16 protein-coding genes are annotated in these 17428 nt (G+C 73.4%); 3 read left to right on the plus strand and 13 right to left on the minus strand.

All coding sequences use genetic code 11. The annotated features are described in order from the left end of the window. Window positions 1-159: 159 nt before the first annotated feature. The 4 genes from AB0F11_RS16305 to bldG all read right to left on the minus strand — a co-directional run bounded on the left by AB0F11_RS16305 (window position 160) and on the right by bldG (window position 4517). Complete coding sequence (locus tag AB0F11_RS16305) at window positions 160-732, minus strand: small secreted protein (protein ID WP_362173287.1); 573 nt, start codon at window positions 730-732, stop codon at window positions 160-162. Window positions 733-908: 176 nt separating this feature from the next. After that, window positions 909-3317 carry a sodium-translocating pyrophosphatase gene (locus AB0F11_RS16310; protein WP_362173290.1) on the minus strand — a complete coding sequence of 803 codons (2409 nt, stop codon included), beginning with the start codon at window positions 3315-3317 and terminating at the stop codon, window positions 909-911. 298 nt (window positions 3318-3615) lie between these two features. After that, window positions 3616-4056 carry an ATP-binding protein gene (locus AB0F11_RS16315; RefSeq protein WP_362173293.1) on the minus strand — a complete coding sequence of 147 codons (441 nt, stop codon included), beginning with the start codon at window positions 4054-4056 and terminating at the stop codon, window positions 3616-3618. A 119-nt stretch (window positions 4057-4175) separates the two neighbouring features. Next, window positions 4176-4517 (minus strand): anti-sigma factor antagonist BldG, encoded by a 342-nt coding sequence (gene bldG / locus AB0F11_RS16320; RefSeq protein ID WP_030152678.1) that lies wholly within the window; start codon window positions 4515-4517, stop codon window positions 4176-4178. An 82-nt stretch (window positions 4518-4599) separates the two neighbouring features. On the opposite strand from bldG, the gene AB0F11_RS16325 reads away from it, so the two are divergent. Beyond that, window positions 4600-7053 (plus strand): DEAD/DEAH box helicase, encoded by a 2454-nt coding sequence (locus AB0F11_RS16325; RefSeq protein ID WP_362173295.1) that lies wholly within the window; start codon window positions 4600-4602, stop codon window positions 7051-7053. Here the strand turns inward: AB0F11_RS16325 and AB0F11_RS16330 are convergent. The 7 genes from AB0F11_RS16330 to ssd form a co-directional block, all read right to left on the minus strand. Continuing rightward, entirely contained in the window at window positions 7031-7537 is a 507-nt protein-coding gene (locus tag AB0F11_RS16330; RefSeq protein ID WP_362173298.1) for an Rv3654c family TadE-like protein, read from the minus strand. The two genes, AB0F11_RS16325 and AB0F11_RS16330, sit on opposite strands and share 23 nt — an antisense overlap. Next, on the minus strand, window positions 7534-7926 hold the full coding sequence (locus tag AB0F11_RS16335) for a TadE family type IV pilus minor pilin (RefSeq protein WP_362173301.1): 393 nt from the start codon (window positions 7924-7926) through the stop codon (window positions 7534-7536). Before AB0F11_RS16335 ends, AB0F11_RS16330 begins: the two co-directional genes overlap by 4 nt. After that, window positions 7913-8110 (minus strand): DUF4244 domain-containing protein, encoded by a 198-nt coding sequence (locus AB0F11_RS16340; RefSeq protein ID WP_362173304.1) that lies wholly within the window; start codon window positions 8108-8110, stop codon window positions 7913-7915. Before AB0F11_RS16340 ends, AB0F11_RS16335 begins: the two co-directional genes overlap by 14 nt. Window positions 8111-8172: 62 nt before the next feature. After that, window positions 8173-8949 (minus strand): type II secretion system F family protein, encoded by a 777-nt coding sequence (locus AB0F11_RS16345; RefSeq protein WP_362173305.1) that lies wholly within the window; start codon window positions 8947-8949, stop codon window positions 8173-8175. Next, on the minus strand, window positions 8949-9794 hold the full coding sequence (locus tag AB0F11_RS16350; protein ID WP_362173374.1) for a type II secretion system F family protein: 846 nt from the start codon (window positions 9792-9794) through the stop codon (window positions 8949-8951). Before AB0F11_RS16350 ends, AB0F11_RS16345 begins: the two co-directional genes overlap by 1 nt. Window positions 9795-9838: 44 nt before the next feature. Further along, window positions 9839-10987, minus strand: a complete 1149-nt coding sequence (locus AB0F11_RS16355) for a TadA family conjugal transfer-associated ATPase (RefSeq protein ID WP_362173307.1) — start codon at window positions 10985-10987, stop codon at window positions 9839-9841. Continuing rightward, entirely contained in the window at window positions 10984-12177 is a 1194-nt protein-coding gene (gene ssd, locus AB0F11_RS16360; RefSeq protein ID WP_362173377.1) for a septum site-determining protein Ssd, read from the minus strand. The genes AB0F11_RS16355 and ssd overlap by 4 nt, the downstream gene beginning before the upstream one ends. Window positions 12178-12704: 527 nt before the next feature. Between ssd and AB0F11_RS16365 the strand changes: the two genes are divergently transcribed. Continuing rightward, window positions 12705-13589 carry an HAD-IB family hydrolase gene (locus AB0F11_RS16365; RefSeq protein ID WP_362173310.1) on the plus strand — a complete coding sequence of 295 codons (885 nt, stop codon included), beginning with the start codon at window positions 12705-12707 and terminating at the stop codon, window positions 13587-13589. Window positions 13590-14003: 414 nt separating this feature from the next. Here the strand turns inward: AB0F11_RS16365 and AB0F11_RS16370 are convergent, their stop codons facing one another. Next, window positions 14004-14828: an oxidoreductase gene (locus AB0F11_RS16370; protein ID WP_362173313.1), complete on the minus strand. Its 825-nt coding sequence runs from the start codon at window positions 14826-14828 to the stop codon at window positions 14004-14006. Window positions 14829-14937: 109 nt separating this feature from the next. Here AB0F11_RS16370 and AB0F11_RS16375 point away from each other — a divergent pair, with 109 nt between their 5' ends. Next, window positions 14938-15996: an ATP-binding protein gene (locus tag AB0F11_RS16375; RefSeq protein WP_362173316.1), complete on the plus strand. Its 1059-nt coding sequence runs from the start codon at window positions 14938-14940 to the stop codon at window positions 15994-15996. Here the strand turns inward: AB0F11_RS16375 and AB0F11_RS16380 are convergent. Then, window positions 15950-17251 carry a hypothetical protein gene (locus tag AB0F11_RS16380; RefSeq protein WP_362173319.1) on the minus strand — a complete coding sequence of 434 codons (1302 nt, stop codon included), beginning with the start codon at window positions 17249-17251 and terminating at the stop codon, window positions 15950-15952. The two genes, AB0F11_RS16375 and AB0F11_RS16380, sit on opposite strands and share 47 nt — an antisense overlap. Window positions 17252-17428: the final 177 nt, after the last annotated feature.

Here is a 17428-nt window from a genome sequence, read left to right on the forward strand (position 1 = left end):
CCGATCGGTGCGCCGCGGAGCCTTGTGCCGCGGCCCCTTGTGTCGCGGCCCCTTGTGGCGCGGAGCCGTGTGCCGCGGAGCCGTGTGCCGCGGACCCGTGTACCGCCGGCCCGTGTGCCGCCAAGACGCCGGCGCGGGCGGGGCGCACGCGCCGACGGCTCACTTCGCGGGCGACGCCGAGGGTGCCACGGTGACCTTGCAGCCCTTCTGGCTGTTCATCGCCTGGTCCAGGCCGGCCGCCTTCAACTGGCCGTAGGCGTCCGCGCTGCCCTTCTGCGCCTCGGTGATGCCGGGCGCGAGCTCCTTGAGTCCGTCGGCGAACTTGCTCTGGTCCTTGGGGTCGAGCGAGTCGATCTTCGCCTTGAGGTCCGTGTAGGCCTTGGAGGCCGAGTCGAAGCCCTTGACCGCCGCGTCCTTGGTCGCCTGGCCGTCCTTCGTGGGCGGGACCCCGGCCTGCGCGACGGCGGCGCTCATCGCCTTGTACGCGTCGGCCTGGGACTGGAACGCGGCCGAGTCGGTCTTCTGGACGTCGTCCGGCTTGCTGTTCTCGCCCGACACGCGCTTGATGTCGGCGTTGGCCGTCTCGATCTTCTTCAGCTGGGGCTGCCACTTGTCGCAGACCTGCTTGGCCCAGGCGTTGGCCTTCTTGTCACCCTCGTCACCGCCGCAGCCGGACAGCACGAGCATCAGTACCGCGCTGCCGGACACCGCGGCCGCAAGCTTCTTGTTCACCGGATTGGTCCCTTCGAAGGCTCTCGGCCGGGAAGATACCAACCCGCCATCCGGGTAAGCGGAAAAGCGGACGGACGACGCGTCAGTCCGCGCCGCCCGTCCGCCGTTCGGACCTGTCCCCGCGTGCTCGAACCGGAGTCGGGACCCCGGTCGGGACGCGTGAGTCAGGACTCCGGTCAGGACACCACCGCGGGGTCGGCCGACTGCGCCACCCGCTCGGCGGGTCCCGCGTCGCCGTCGGCGTCGCCGCCGACGGCCACGCCGCGCCGCTTGGAGACGTACACCGCACCGACGATGACCATGACGGCGACGGCCGCGACGATCGCGCGCACCGTCGCGCTGGTGTCGGCTCCGTAGCTGAACTGCACGACCGCCGGGGCGATGAGCAGCGCCACGAGGTTCATGACCTTCAGCAGCGGGTTGATCGCCGGGCCCGCGGTGTCCTTGAACGGGTCGCCGACGGTGTCGCCGATGACGGTCGCGGCGTGGGCCTCGCTGCCCTTGCCACCGTGGTGGCCGTCCTCGACGAGCTTCTTCGCGTTGTCCCACGCGCCGCCGGAGTTGGCGAGGAACACGGCCATCAGCGTGCCGCAGCCGATGGCGCCCGCGAGGTACGCGCCGAGCGCGCCCACGCCGAGGGTGAAGCCGACCGCGATGGGCGCCATCACGGCGAGCAGGCCGGGGGTGGCGAGCTCGCGCAGCGCGTCCTTGGTGCAGATGTCCACGACGCGCCCGTACTCGGGCTTCTCGGTGTAGTCCATGATGCCGGGGTGCTCGCGGAACTGGCGGCGCACCTCGTAGACCACGGCGCCCGCGGAGCGGGAGACCGCGTTGATGGCGAGGCCGGAGAACAGGAAGACGACCGCGGCGCCCAGGATGAGGCCGACCAGGTTGTTGGGCTGGGCGATGTCCAGGCTGAGGTTCATCTCGCCGGCCTTGGCGCCGACCTGCTTGACCGCGTTGGAGATGGCGTCGTTGTACGAGCCGAACAGCGCGGCCGCGGCGAGCACGGCGGTGGCGATGGCGATGCCCTTGGTGATGGCCTTGGTGGTGTTGCCGACGGCGTCCAGGTCGGTCAGGACCTGCGCGCCGGGGCCCTCGACGTCGCCGGACATCTCGGCGATGCCCTGGGCGTTGTCGGAGACGGGCCCGAAGGTGTCCATCGCGACGATCACGCCGACGGTGGTGAGCAGGCCGGTGCCGGCCAGGGCCACCGCGAAGAGCGCGAGCATGATGGAGGTGCCGCCGAGCAGGAAGGCCCCGTACACGCCGAGGCCGATGAGGAGCGCCGTGTAGACGGCGGACTCCAGGCCGACGGAGATGCCGGCGAGGACCACGGTGGCCGGGCCGGTCAGCGCGCTCTTGCCGATGTCGCGGACGGGGCGGCGGCTGGTCTCGGTGAAGTAGCCGGTGAGCTGCTGGATCAGGGCCGCGAGGACGATGCCGATGGCGACGGCGACGAGGGCGAGGATCCGCGGGTCCCCGGAGTGCCCGGTGATCGCCGTGTCCTCGACGCCGACGAGCTCCTTGTACGTGGCCGGCAGGTACGCGAAGACGGCGACGGCGACGAGCGCGAGCGAGATCACGGCCGAGATGAAGAAGCCGCGGTTGATGGCGGTCATGCCGCTGCGGTCGCTGCGCCGCGGGGAGACGGCGAAGATGCCGATCATCGCGGTGACGACGCCGATGGCGGGGACGATGAGCGGGAAGGCCAGGCCGAGGTCGCCGAAGGCGGCCTTGCCGAGGATGAGCGCGGCGACGAGGGTGACGGCGTACGACTCGAAGAGGTCGGCCGCCATACCGGCGCAGTCGCCGACGTTGTCGCCCACGTTGTCGGCGATGGTCGCGGCATTGCGCGGGTCGTCCTCCGGAATGCCCTGCTCGACCTTGCCGACCAGGTCGGCGCCGACGTCGGCGGCCTTGGTGAAGATGCCGCCGCCGACGCGCATGAACATCGCGATCAGGGCGGCGCCGAGGCCGAAGCCCTCCAGGACCTTGGGGGCGTCGGCGGCGTAGACCAGGACGACGCAGGAGGCGCCGAGCAGGCCGAGGCCGACGGTGAACATGCCGACGACGCCGCCGGTGCGGAACGCGATCCGCATGGCCTTGTGGGCGACGTCGGTGAGGTCCTTGGCGGGCTGGCCCTCGGCGGGGGTGGCCTCGCGGGCTGCGGCGGCCACGCGGACGTTGGCGCGGACGGCGAGCCGCATGCCGACGTAGCCGGTGGTCGCCGAGAAGAGCGCGCCGACGAGGAAGAAGGCGGAACGTCCCGCCCGCTGGTTCCAGTCGTCCGCGGGGAGCAGGAAGAGCAGGAAGAACACGACGACGGCGAAGATGCCGAGGGTGCGCAGCTGCCGGCCCAGATAGGCGTTGGCGCCTTCCTGCACGGCGGCGGCGATCTTCTTCATGTTGTCGGTGCCCTCGCCGGCGGCGAGGACCTGGCGGACCAGGATCTGCGCGACGACGAGTGCGGCTAGGGCCACGGCCGCGATCACCATCACGATGAGCCGATTGTCATCGGTGAGTACCGCGGCTGCCAGATCGGCGGTGCCGTCCGGCGAGAGAGGGGTGAAGAGCCCCGTCATTCGTCCTCCTTGACGTGATGAGCTCAAGATGTGGACGGATTGTAGGGAGCTCTTCCCGATCAAAACAGTACGCGGGAAACGGAATTGGCCTGCTCTTGCTCCTCACCAATAGATCCTGTCACTCCATTACCCCCGAAAGAGGTAATGGGACAAAGGCATTGACGGCTGGTCATCGATCTAGGAATACCGCGCGGCGTGAACCCCGACATGAACGCGAGCATGAACGCCGACATGAACGCGGGCATGAAAAAAGGCCCTGTTCACAGGGCCTTGAATAAGATCGAATAAACCGATCGGACTATCGGACTTCGGCGGCGCCGGACACGGGCCAGCTCATCCTGATGGTCCCGCCGCCCTCCCCGCTGGTCACCTCGACGTCGTCGACGAGACCGCTGATCACGGCGAGGCCCATCTCGTCCTCGGTGTCGCCGTCGGGGTCCAGGGCGGCGTCGAGCCCGGGCACGGCGCCCGTCGGGCCGCCGGCCGGCCCCGGGACCTCGTCGCCGACCTCGATGGAGAAGAGCTTCTCCTCCTCGGTCAGCACCACCCGGACGGGCGCGGTCAGTCCGTTGCTGAGGTGCAGTCCGACGGCGCGCGAGCAGGCCTCGCCCACCGCGAGGCGGACCTCGTCGAGCACGGCCTCGTCCACACCCGCCCGCCGCGCCACGGCGGCCGCGACCAGGCGTGCCGTCCGGACGTGCTCGGGCTGGGCGCTGAAGCGCAGTTCAACGGTGGCCATTGCGTCCCCCTCGGACTACGGGCGTGGCTTACAGGGGCCCGGGCCGCTCACGGCCCGCGCCCCCGCTCCTCTTCCACTCCGTCCCCCGGGGCCCGGCGGCCGCCGGGGGGGCGGAGCCGTCAGTCGGTGGCCGCGACGGCGTCTTCCACCGTCGTGTGAATCGGGAACACCTTGGTCAGGCCGGTGATGCGGAAGATCTTCAGGATGCGCTCCTGGTTGCACACGAGGCGCAGCGAGCCCTCGTGCGCACGGACGCGCTTGAGGCCTCCCACGAGCACACCGAGGCCGGTGGAGTCGAGGAAGTCCACTCGCTCCATGTCGACAACCAGGTGGTAGCTGCCGTCGTTCACCAACTCGACCAACTGCTCGCGCAGCTTGGGCGCGGTATACACATCAATCTCGCCACCGACCTCCACGACCGTGCGGTCGCCGACAGTGCGAGTCGACAGGGACAGGTCCACGGATCCTCCAGCACCTTGCTATCGAGCGGCGCCCCCCAGGGGCCTCCCCACCCGCGGGCGGGGGGAGAGATTGGCTGCCGCGATGGCATTCAACCACTTACCGGCAGGCGCGCACGACGCCTTCGGACCATTGTCCCGCACGCCGGTGACACACTCGGTTCCAATGGCCAATACTCACCGTCCCGGTCGGCCCACGGCACCCGAGGACCCTCGACCCACCCCCGGGGCGGTTCTGGACCGCCTCTCACGGGGGCCTTCCCGAGCTGCGCGCATCACCCATACGGAGCACTTGCCCCCTCGGGCGGGCCGTCATGCAGTCTGGCCCGACCGCATCCGAACGGATGTCGTGGCGGCGATCCGGGCCGCCGGGATCGAACATCCGTGGGAACACCAGGCCGCGGCCGCCGAGCACGCCCTCGACGGCGTGTCGGTGGTCGTCGCCACCGGCACCGCGTCCGGCAAGTCCCTGGCCTACCTCGCCCCCGTGCTGTCCACCCTCGCGGACGGCGCCGAGGCCCCGAACGGCCGCGGGACGACCGCCCTGTACCTGGCCCCGACCAAGGCCCTGGCGGCCGACCAGCGGCGCGCCGTGCGCGAGCTGGCCGCCCCGCTGGGCAACGCGATCCGGCCCGCCGTGTACGACGGCGACACGCCGGTCGAGGAACGCGAATGGGTGCGCCAGTACGCGAACTACGTGCTGACCAACCCCGACATGCTGCACCGCGGGATCCTCCCGGCCCATCCCCGCTGGTCCTCCTTCCTGCGCGCGCTGCGCTACGTGGTCATCGACGAGTGCCACACCTACCGGGGCGTCTTCGGCTCCCACGTGGCCCAGGTGCTGCGCCGGCTGCGGCGGCTGTGCGCCCGCTACGGCTCCGAACCGGTCTTCCTGCTGGCCTCCGCCACTGCGAGCGACCCGGCGACCGCCGCCTCCCGGCTGACCGGGCTCCCGGTCACGGAGGTCGCGGACGACGCCTCGCCACGCGGCGAGGTGGTCTTCGCCCTGTGGGAGCCCCCGCTGACCGAGCTGCGGGGCGAGAAGGGCGCCCCGGTACGCCGCACCGCGACGGCCGAGACCGCCGACCTGCTGACCGACCTGGTCGTCCAGGGCGTCCGCACGGTCGCCTTCGTACGCTCCCGGCGCGGGGCCGAGCTGATCTCGGTGATCGCCCAGGAGCGGCTGGCCGAGGTCGACCGCTCCCTGCCCGGGCGTGTCGCGGCCTACCGGGGCGGCTACCTGCCCGAGGAGCGCCGCGCCCTGGAGCGGGCCCTGCACTCCGGGGAACTGCTGGGGCTGGCCGCCACCACGGCCCTGGAGCTGGGCGTGGACGTCTCGGGCCTGGACGCGGTCCTGATCGCCGGCTATCCGGGCACCCGGGCCTCCCTGTGGCAGCAGGCGGGCCGGGCCGGCCGGTCCGGGCAGGGGGCGCTGGCCGTGCTCGTCGCCCGCGACGACCCGCTGGACACCTACCTCGTCCACCACCCCGAGGCCCTGTTCCGCCGCCCGGTGGAGGCCACGGTGCTCGACCCGGACAACCCGTACGTCCTGGCCCCGCACCTGTGCGCGGCCGCCGCCGAGTCCCCGCTGACCGAGGCCGACCTCGCCCTGTTCGGCCCGGCCGCCGCCGGCCTGATGCCGCAGCTGGAGGCCGCGAGGCTGCTGCGCCGCCGGGCCACCGCCTGGCACTGGACCCGCCGGGAGCGCGCCGCGGACCTGGCCGACATCCGGGGCGAGGGCGGCCGCCCGGTGCAGATCGTCGAGGCGGCCACCGGGCGCCTGCTGGGCACGGTGGACGAGTCCGCGGCCCACACCGCCGTCCACGACGGAGCGGTCCACCTCCACCAGGGCCGCACCTACCTGGTGCAGCGGTTGGACCTGGAGGACTCGGTGGCCCTGGTCGAAGAGGCCAGCCCGCCCTTCTCCACCACCGCCCGCGACACCACCTCCATCGCCATCCTGGAGACGGAGACCGAGATCCCGTGGGGCGACGCCCGGCTCTGCTACGGCACGGTGCAGGTCACCAACCAGGTGGTGTCCTACCTGCGCCGCAAGCTGATCACCGGTGAGGTGCTCGGGGAGGCCAAGCTGGACCTCCCGCCCCGCACCCTGCGCACCCGGGCGGTGTGGTGGACCGTCACCGAGGACCAGCTCGACGCGGCCCGGATCCACCCGGAGATCCTCGGCGGCGCCCTCCACGCCGCCGAGCACGCCTCCATCGGCCTGCTCCCGCTGTTCGCCACCTGCGACCGCTGGGACATCGGCGGCGTCTCCGTGCCGCTGCATCCCGACACCCTCCTTCCGACGGTCTTCGTGTACGACGGCCACCCCGGCGGCGCCGGCTTCGCGGAGCGGGCCTTCCACACGGCCCGCGCCTGGCTCACGGCGACCCGCGACGCCATCGCGGCCTGCGAGTGCGAGGCCGGCTGCCCCTCGTGCATCCAGTCCCCGAAATGCGGCAACGGCAACGACCCCCTCCACAAACGCGGCGCCATCCGCCTCCTGACCCGCCTCCTCAAGGAGTCCCCGCAACCCTGACCCCCAGGGCCCCGGCGGACGGCGCCGGAGCCGGTGCGGGGCCCGGGACCCGGCCGGACGGCGGAGGGACAGGGCCCGGTGCCCCGCTCGGCAGCGGAGCCGCAGGGCCCGGTGCCCGGCCGGACGGCGGAGGCGCGGGATCCGGGGCCCGAGTCGGCAGCGGAGGGCCGGCGCGAGCCGTGGACGTCGGGGTGAAGGGGCCCTTCGCCGGGCGGGCCGCAACCTCGGCCACCTCGCCGAGGACGGTGCAGGAGGCCAGGGCGGCCTCCTGGGCCCGGGCCACCCGGCCGGCCGCGCCGCAGGCGGCCTCCGGGCCGTGGGCCCAGGTCGCCGCCGCGGCCAGGGCCGCCAGATCGGCGGCTGCGGCCGCCCGGTGCCGGGCGACGACGGCCTGGCCGAGCAGCAGCACCCCGCCGAACACCGTGCCCAGCACCACCGCCACCAGCGCCGCCCACACCGTGGCCGAGCCCCGGTCGCCCCTCACGGCGGCGGCCCCACGCTGTCCTCGGCCAGCGCCACCGCCCGGGCCCCGAGCCGCACCGGCAGCCCGCGCGGCCCCGGCGCCGGAGCCGCCACCCGCACCCGCCACAGGTCCCCCTCCCGCTCCAGCGCCACCTCGGCCCCCGGCGGAGCGGCCGCCCGGGCCGCCGCCAGCGCCGTGTCGACCGGCTCCGACCGGGCCGCCGCCCGGGCGCCGGCCCGGGCCGCGTCCACACAGCGGATCTGCGCGGCCGCCGCCATCAGCGCCCACACCAGCAGCGCCGCGAACAGCACCAGCGCGGGAATCACCACGGCTGCCTCAGCCGTCACATATCCCCGGTCCCGTCGCACCGCGCCGTGCCACCGCCCCCGCATTCCCTCAGAACGGCACATCGAGCGCCTTCCCGATGGTCGACTGGAGTGCGGTGGAGACCACGTCGCTCGTCACCACCTTGTACAGAACGGCCGCGAATGCACACGCCGCGATCGTGCCCATGGCGTATTCGGACGTGGACATCCCCGCATCGCCCGTGCGGCCCTTCAGCGCAGCCCGCAGCCGAAACACGATGATCCTCATGACAACCTCCCGTTGATATTGATTTCCTGACGTGGTCTCAGCCCGTTTTCGCACCGTCTCTTTTACGCGCCCGACAGCAGGCCCGAGGCCATTCCGATCACCACGGGGGCCACTCCCACCGCGAGGAACGCGGGCAGGAAGCACAGCCCGACCGGCGCGGTGACGAGCACCGCCGCCCGCTGCGCGCGGGCACCCGCCTCGCGGACCCGCTCCTCCCGCAGGGCGGTCGCCAGCCGCGCCACGGGTTCGGCGGCCGGAGCCCCCGTCCGGGCGGCCCGCTCCAGGCACTCCGCGAGCGGCCGGGCCCCCGGTATCTGCGCCAACCTCCCCCACGCCGCGCCCGGTTCGCCGCCGAGCCGCAGCTCCGCCCCGGCGAGCGCCAGCCGCTCGCCCACCGGGCCGCCCAGCGACTCCCCCACGACCTCGGCGGCCTCCACCGGCCCGGCACCGGCGGCCAGGCAGGCCGCCAACAGGTCGGCAGCGAACGGCAGCTGGCGCTCCACCTCCCGCGGATCCACCCCGGCGGACCCGCGCCGGCGCCGACGCAGCCACCACACCGCGTACGCCGCCCCGCAGCCCGCGGCCCACCCGAGCGCTCCACCGAGCAGCAGCCCCATCGCCGCCCACACCGCCGCCGCAACCGCCCACACGGCCACCGCACCCCGTATCCGCACCGCCAGGGCCGAGCGCTGCCGCTGTCGCGGCGCCGCCAGCAGCCCGACGGCTCTGCGCCGGGCCGCCCGCGCCCCGACCCGGACGGCCACCGCGCCTGCCGCGCAGAGCACCGCCGCCACGAGGCACAGCACCGTCCCCAGCCTGTGGACCGCAGTCCCGCCCATCACCGCTCCCCCGCCCGTACGATCCGCCGGCACCACAGCAGCCCCAGCGCCTCCAGCACCCCGCCCGCCAGCAGGCAGCCCCACCCCACCGGGGTGTGCAACAGCACCCGCAGCGGGTCCGCCCCCAGCCCCGTCCCGATCACCAACCCCACCAGCGGCAGCAGGGCGAGCACCACCGTCGTCGATCTCGCGCCCGCCAACTGGGCCCGCAGCGCCTCCCGCCGGTCCCGGTCGGCCCGCAGGGCCCCCTCCAGCCGGTCCAGTCCGGCGGCCAGCCCGGCGCCCCCGTCCACGGAAATCCGCCAGCAGGCGGCCATCCCGGCCAACCCCTCCGCGCCGGGCTCCCGGGCCGCCTGCCGCAGCGCCCCCGGCACATCCCCGCCGAACGCGGCCGCGGCAAGCACCGCCGTCTCCGCCGGCCCGGGAGCACCCGGACCCACAGCGGTCCGCCGCAGGGCCGCGGCCAGCGCCTGCCCGGGCTGGGCCCCCGCCCGCAGCTCGCCCACCGCCGCCCCGCACAGGGCGATCACCTCGGCGGCCCGCGCGCACCGGTCCCGCTCCCGCTGCCGGACCGCCAGCCGGCGCCGCACCAACGGGACCGCCACCGCCCCCGCCGCGAGCGGAACCACCGACCCGCCCAGCAGCGCGAGAACCAGCCCGGCCCCGAGGCAGGCCCACCACTCCCGCCACCGCGCGGCCCGCACCCGCACCGCGCTCACCAGCCGCTCCCGGCGCACCGGCCCGCCCAGCACCGGCGGCCCGCCGCCGGCCAACACCCCGCGGGCCCGCCGCGCCGCCCGGTCGCCCTCGGCCAGCGCCCAGGCGGCCGTCCCGGCACACAGCATCCCGGCGAACAGCGGCAGCGGCACCGCGGCGGCCCCCGCCCCGCTCACCGCACACCGCCCAGCAGCGGGCGCAGCCGCTCCCAGCCGCGCTCCCGCACGAAGCCGCGGGCGGACCAGCGCAGCGCCGGTACGGTGACCACCAGCCCGACGGCGTCCCGCTCCAGGACGTGCACCTCGGCCACCCGGCGCCGCCCGGCCCGGTCCCGGACCAGGTGCAGGACGAGGGTCAGGGCGGCCGCCAACTGGCTGTGCAGCGCGGCCCGGTCGAGGCCCGCGGCGGTCCCGAGCGCCTCCAGCCGGGCCGGCACGTGCCCGGCGGCATTCGCATGGACGGTGCCGCAACCCCCCTCGTGACCGGTGTTCAACGCGGCCAGGAGGTCGGCCACTTCGGGCCCTCTGACCTCGCCGACCACGAGCCGGTCCGGGCGCATCCGCAGCGCCTGCCGGACCAGGTCCGCGAGGGTGACCAGGCCCGCCCCCTCCTGGTTGGCGGGCCGGGTCTCCAACCGCACCACATGGGGATGGTCGGGCCGCAACTCGGCGGAGTCCTCGGCGAGGACAATCCGCTCCCCGGGGCCGACCAGCCCCAACAGAGCGCTGAGCAGGGTGGTCTTGCCGGTGCCGGTCCCGCCGGAGACCAGGAACGACAGCCGGGCCTGCACCATCTCCCGCAGCAGCCGCGCCCCGCCGGGCGGCAGCGTCCCCGCCTCGACGAGCTCCTCCAGCGTGAACGCCCGCGGCCGCACCACCCGCAGCGACAGACAGGCCGACCCGACCGCCACCGGAGGCAGCACCGCATGCAGCCGGGTGCCGTCCGGCATCCGCGCATCCACCCAGGGCCGGGCGTCATCCAGGCGCCGGCCCGCGACGGCAGCCAGCCGCTGGGCCAGCCGGCGAACCGCCTCGGCATCGGGGAAGGTGACGCCGGTCAGCTCCAGCCCGCCACCCCGGTCCACCCACACCCGGTCGGGAGCGGCCACCAGCACATCGGTGACCTCGGGGTCGGCGAGGAGCCCCTCCAGCGGGCCGGCACCGACCAGTTCGGACCGCAACTCCTCGGCCGCACCCAGCACTTCCGCATCCCCGAGCAGTCGGCCCTGTGCGCGCAGGGCCGCGGCCACCCGGGCCGGAGTCGGCTCCGCCCCGCTCTCGGCGAGCTGCCGGCGCACCGCGTCCAGGAGCACCGCGCTCATGCCGTCACCCCCCGGGCGGCGGCCGGGCCGAGCACCCGGCGCCAGAAGCCGTCGCAGAACCGGGCCAGCGCGCCCCGCCCGTGCGCTCCCGGCGGTTCCCCGTCGGCGACGCGCCCCGGAAGCCCCACCTCAAGCGGCACCTCGCCGGCCAGCGGGACGCCCAGCAGCCCGGCCACCGCCTCGGCATCGAGACCGCCGGGCGCGGGGCCCCGTACGACGGCCCGCACGTCCCGGGCGGCGATCCGCACCCCGGCCGCGACCCGGCCCGCGGCGGCCACCGCCCGCAGCTCGGCCGGAACCACCAGCAGCACCAGGTCGAGCTGGGCCAGGGCCTCGGCGACTGCTTCGTCGACCCGGCGGGGCAGGTCGACCACGACGACCCCGCCCCGGCGGCGCGCGGCGGCCACCACCGAGCGCACCGCGTCGGGCGGCACCACCACCCGGTCCCCGCGGTCCCAGCTCAGCACCCGCAGGGCATGCAGCTCGGGCAGGGATTCCTCCAGGGCGCCGGCGGCGAGCCGGCCTCGGGAGCCGGCGAGGTCGGGCCAGCGCAGCCCCTCGGCGCTCTCGCCGCCGAGCAGGACGTCCATGCCGCCGCCGAGCGGGTCCCCGTCGATGAGGATGGTGCGCTCCCCGGCGCGGGCGGCCCGCAGGGCGAGGGCGCAGGCGAGGGTGGAGGCGCCGGCCCCGCCGCTGCCGCCGATCACCCCGACGGCCAGCGCGCTTCGGCCGGCCCCTTCCACCACGTCGGCGATGCGGTCGACCAGCAGGGCCTCGGCATCGGGGAGCCGCAGCACCTCCTCGGCGCCGATCTCCACCGCCCGCTGCCACACGAGGGGGTCGTCCGGCTCCCTCCCGACGAGCAGCACCCCGGGCCGGCGCGGGGCCCCAAGGACGCGCCGGGCGGCATCGTCACCGACGAGCACGAGCGGCGCCGAGTCCCAACCGACTCCGCCTCCCCCGCTGCCGCCACCACCGGCGCCACCGCTGCCGCCGCCTCCGCGCGCACCGCTCCCGCCGGCCTCGCCCCCGCCTCCGCTTTGCTCGGGCACCGCATGGTGCACATGCGGCTCGGCACCGGCGGCGGCGCACAGCCGCAGCAGATCGTCCAGCAGCAACGGGTCCTCGGTGAGGATCAGCGGCCGCCCGCCGCCGGCGCCCGGCGCGCCTCCGCGGCCCGCCGACCTGATTCCGCCTGTCCCGACCCGTTCCGCCAGTTCGCACGACTTCGATCCAGCCACGATCTCCGCCCCCTTCTCGCCGCAAATGCCAGCCGCCGCGGACTTCGCGGCTGGAATCACCGTGCAGCGATCCGGAAAAAGAAGTGGATCTTGCTCGAAAACTGTGGACAACGGGAGCCTTGTGAATAACTCCGTCACCCACAGGTGAGTTCCGCAGCGCGGCGGAACCACTACGCACCGTGACGAACCGGAGAGGGGTGAGGGCCTTCGCCGCGCGGGCCCGCCGAGACAGGAGGGCCGCAGAAGTGGGCGCTTGGCACCGGAAGAGAGGACGCAAACCGCGTCCGGACATGCGACGACCCCCGCCGGGGGGGAGAGCGGGGGTCGTCCCCACGGTCCGACTCGGGGGGGGAGGAGCCAGACCGGGTTAGCACGGTCGCGAACGATCCGTGACTTCCATGGTGTACCCGAGAGGCTTCTCAGGCAAACCCACGCGCCACACCTTACGCCGAATGGTGGGCGCATATGCTCGGGGCGTGGAAATCCAGCCCTTGCCGCACTCGGCGCCCCGCACCGCAGCGTTCTTCGACCTGGACAAGACGGTCATTGCGAAGTCGAGCACTCTGACGTTCAGCAAGTCCTTCTACCACGGCGGCCTGATCAACCGCCGGGCCGTGCTGCGTACCGCATACACCCAGTTCATCTACCTGGTCGGCGGCGCCGACCACGACCAGATGGAGCGGATGCGGGAGTACCTGTCCGCCCTGTGCAAGGGCTGGAACGTCCAGCAGGTGCGCGAAATCGTCGCCGAGACCCTGCACGACCTCATCGACCCGTTGATCTACGACGAGGCCGCATCGCTCATCGAGGCCCACCACACGGCAGGCCGCGACGTGGTGATCGTGTCGACGTCCGGCGCGGAAGTGGTCGAGCCGATCGGCGAGATGCTGGGCGCGGACCGGGTCGTCGCCACCCGCATGGTCATCGGCGAGGACGGCTGCTTCACCGGCGAGATCGAGTACTACGCCTACGGGCCCACCAAGGCCGAGGCGGTCCGGGAGCTGGCCGAGTCCGAGGGTTACGACCTCTCGCGCTGCTACGCCTACAGCGACTCGGTGACCGACATCCCGATGCTGGAGGCGGTCGGCCACCCGCACGCGGTCAACCCCGACCGGGCGCTGCGGCGCGAGGCGGTGGCCCGCGAGTGGCCGGTACTGGTCTTCAACCGGCCGGTTCGCCTGAAGCAGCGGCTGCCCGGGCTGTCCATGCCGACGCGGCCGGCGCTGGTCGCCGCCGCGGCGGTGGGCGCGGCGGCGGCCACGGCAGGTCTCGTCTGGTACGCGAGCCGCCGTCGGGCGGGCGCTCTGGCCGCCGCTGCAGCCACCACGGCAGCCGCAACCACCGCGGCCGCTTCCGCCTGACACCAGCCGCTGCGCGGCGCCCCTCCCAGCCTGCCCCCGGCCCCTGACCTGCAGGAACGAGACTGTCCGGTTCGCCCCGCTGCGCCCGGAAAGTAAAAAAAGCAGTCAGGGGTTCCGCTTCACACCGAAGCGGAGTAGAAAGGAGTCACGGCCCGCGAGACCAAAGAACATCCGAGAGGATCATCTTTAAAACGCAGTAAGGCCCACGGACCGAATCGCATGAACGCCGAGCACCCACGCGACGTCGACCCGTCGATTACGGGCCAGCCGCACCAGGTAACCGGGCAAAGTTCCCGACCTGATGGGCACTTATCGAGGACGCTTGGTAACTGGGCGTAAATGCCAGCGGCGACACCAGAGCTTGACGGTGTCGCCGCAACCCTGTTCCGGGCCCATCGCCCGGAACAGCGCTTCTCAGGCCGCGCCGCGCTGCAGGGCTTCGCAGACCGCCGTCGACTCGCGGACGCCGAGTTCCACGGCCCGCCCGCAGTGGGCGATCCACTCGGCCATCCCCTCCGCGGTCCCGGAGACGTAGCCGTCAAAGGCGGCCAGGTACGCCTCGCGCCCCTGCTCCGCGTGGCCGACCTCGGCCGGGCAGATGGCCTTGGGGTCGAGGCCGCTGTTGACCAGCACGATCCGCTCCGCCGCCCGCGCGACCAGCCCGTTGTACGAGGCGAACGGGCGCAGCGCCAGCAGCTCGCCGTGCACCACCGCCGCGACCACCAGCGCCGGGGCCGAGCTGCCCGCGATGACCAGCCGGGACAGCCCGTCCAGCCGGCCCGCGACCTCGTCGGCCGAGGGCAGCGGCACGTCGGCCAGGAGCGGTTCGTCCACCGGCTCGCCGGCCAGGCGGGGCCGGCCCACCACATCGCCGTCGGCCGCGGTCCCCGTCGCCACCAGGTGCAGGCGCGCCAGCACCCGCAGCGGCGACTGCCGCCAGATGCTCAACAGCTGCCCGGCCTCCGCCGTCAGCCGCAGCGCGGCGCCGACCGTGCGCGCCTCCGCGTCCGCGCCGAAGTCGGTGCGGCGGCGCACCTCCTCCAGCGCCCAGTCCGCTCCGGACAGGGCCGCGCTGCCGCGGGCCGCGCGCAGCGCCGCCTCCGAGGTGATCTCCCCGCTGCGGCGGCGCATCACCCGGTGACCGTAGACCCGGTCCACGGCCTTGCGTACGGAGTCCACGCTCTCGGAGACGCCCGGGAGCGCGCCCAGGGCGGCCAGCGGGTCAGCAGCACTACTCATAAGTAGGGAGCCTACGCACTCCACGCCCATAGCACCGACCCCTCCTTGGAGTGGTCTTCTTCACTCACTCTCGCCACACAAAGCGACCAAGCGGCTACCCTTCGTGAACATGAAGATCGCTTTCGTGGGAAAGGGTGGCAGCGGCAAGACCACGCTGTCCTCCCTCTTCATCCGCCACCTCGCCGCCCATGGGGCCCCGGTCATCGCGGTGGACGCCGACATCAACCAGCACCTGGGGGCCGCGCTCGGGCTTGACGACGAGCAGGCGGCCGCACTGCCCGCGCTCGGCGCTCACCTGCCGCTGATCAAGGAGTACCTGCGCGGGTCCAACCCGCGTATCCCGTCCGCCGATTCGATGATCAAGACGACGCCGCCCGGCACCGGCTCACGCCTGCTGCGGGTCACCGAGGACAACCCGGTGTACGGCGCCTGCGCGCGCGGCGTCGCGCTCGACGGGCGGGCCGTGCGGCTGATGGCCACCGGCCCGTTCACCGAGTCCGACCTCGGGGTGGCCTGCTACCACTCCAAGGTCGGGGCCGTGGAGCTGTGCCTGAACCACTTGGTGGACGGCTCGGGCGAGTACGTCGTCGTCGACATGACCGCCGGCTCGGACTCCTTCGCCTCGGGCATGTTCACCCGCTTCGACGTGACGTTCCTGGTCGCCGAGCCGACCCGCAAAGGCGTCTCCGTCTACCGCCAGTACAAGGAGTACGCACGGGACTTCGGGGTCGCGCTGAAGGTGGTCGGCAACAAGGTGCAGGGCGCGGACGACCTCGCGTTCCTGCGCGACGAGGTGGGCGAGGACCTGTTGGTCACGGTCGGGCACTCCGACTGGGTCCGGGCGATGGAGAAGGGCCGGCCGCCCGCATTCGAGCTGCTGGAGGCGGACAACAGGGCCGCACTCGAGACCCTGCGCGTGGCGGCCGACGGCTCGTACGCGCTGCGCGACTGGGAGCGGTACACCGCGCAGATGGTGCACTTCCACCTGCGGAACGCGGAGAGCTGGGGCAACGCCAAGACCGGGATCGACCTGGCGGCCCAGGTCGACCCCGGCTTCGTCCTGCGGGAGGACACCGGCACGGGCACGGGCACGGGTACGGAGGCGGGCGCCGCCGCCGGCACTACTCCCCGCTCTGCCTCCCTTCGGCCTGCTCCGCAGCCGGCTTGACCCCGGCGGGGGCGGCCGGCTTGGCCGGCGGCCCCGCCGTCAGGAGCTTCGCCCAGCCCTCCTTGGGCGCCTCGCCGACGTCGAGGGTGCGCAGCCGCTCCAGGGTCCCGGCGTCCTGGGCGTCGAGCCAGTCGACCAGCTCGCGGAAGGACACGCAGCGCACCTCCGGCCGGGTGCAGACGTTCTTGATGACGTCTTCGACGGCGCGCATGTAGGTGCCGCCGTTCCAGGACTCGAAGTGGTTGCCGATGATCAGCGGCGCGCGGTTGCCGCCGTAGGCCCGCGCGAAGGCCTGGAGCAGGCCGTCGCGCATCTGGGCGCCCCAGTACGCGTGCTGCGAGGCGTCGCCCTGGGTGGTCGTGCCGGACTGGTTGACCATGTAGTTGTAGTCCATGCTCAGCGTGTCGAAGGCACGCCCGGGCATGGGCACCAGCTGGAGCGGGATGTCCCACAGGCCGTCGGTCTTCTTCGGCCAGATCTGCTTGCCGATGCCGCTGGAGTCGTATCGGAAGCCCATGTTCCGGGCGGCGAGCATGAAGTTCTTCTGGCCTTCGAGGCAAGGGGTGCGGGCGCCGATCAGCTCCTTGTCGTAGTCGAAGGGGAGCGCCTCCATGTCCTTCAGGCCCGCATTGGTCTTCCAGTTCTTCACGAAGGACTTGGCCTGCTCGATCTCGCTCTTCCACTCCTCGACGGACCAGGTGCCGACGCCGCCGTCCGGGCCGCAGAAGTGGCCGTTGAAGTGGGTGCCGATCTCGTTGCCCTCCAGCCAGGCCGCGCGCAGCTGGGTGACGGTGTCCTTGATGCCCTGGAGGTCACCGAAGCCGATGTCGGAGCGGCCGGACTCGTGCTGCGGGGCGGTGTAGAGGGAACGTTTCTCCTCGGGAAGGACGTACAGGCCGCTGAGGAAGAACGTCATGCGGGCGTCGTACTTCCGGCCCACCTCGCGGAAGTGGGAGAAGAGCTTCTGGCCGTCCTCGCCGGCTCCGTCCCAGGAGAAGACCACGAACTGCGGCGGCTTCTCGCCGACCCCCAGCTTCTGCGGCTTGTGCACGTTCGGCTGCGGGCCCGTGTACGAGGTCGAGCCGTCTCCGATGAGCCGCTTCACGCTGCTGGGCGCCTCGGGGGCGGCGGCGCCCTTGGGGCCGCCCGGACCCCGGGCCGCCCCGGGGGACTCGGAGGCGCTGCAGCCGGCGGCGCCCAGCACCAGCGCCATGGCGACCAGGCCGCCGGCCGTCTTCTTCGTGGCGGCGATCATCCGTCCACCTCTTCTCGCAGTTGCCCGCGGTTCCCCGTGGGAGTTCGCTTCCGCGCCGCAACCTCCCACGCCGGACGCCCCAGAGATGGCATGACTTGCCGTACAAAATGCTTAATCACCCACCGGTGGGAATCCGTGAGCCATTTGCCCGTATTACCTATCGCCGCCCTTTACTCT

The sequence above is a fragment of the Streptomyces sp. NPDC032472 genome, from assembly GCF_040636955.1.
In the GTDB taxonomy this organism is placed as follows: domain Bacteria; phylum Actinomycetota; class Actinomycetes; order Streptomycetales; family Streptomycetaceae; genus Streptomyces.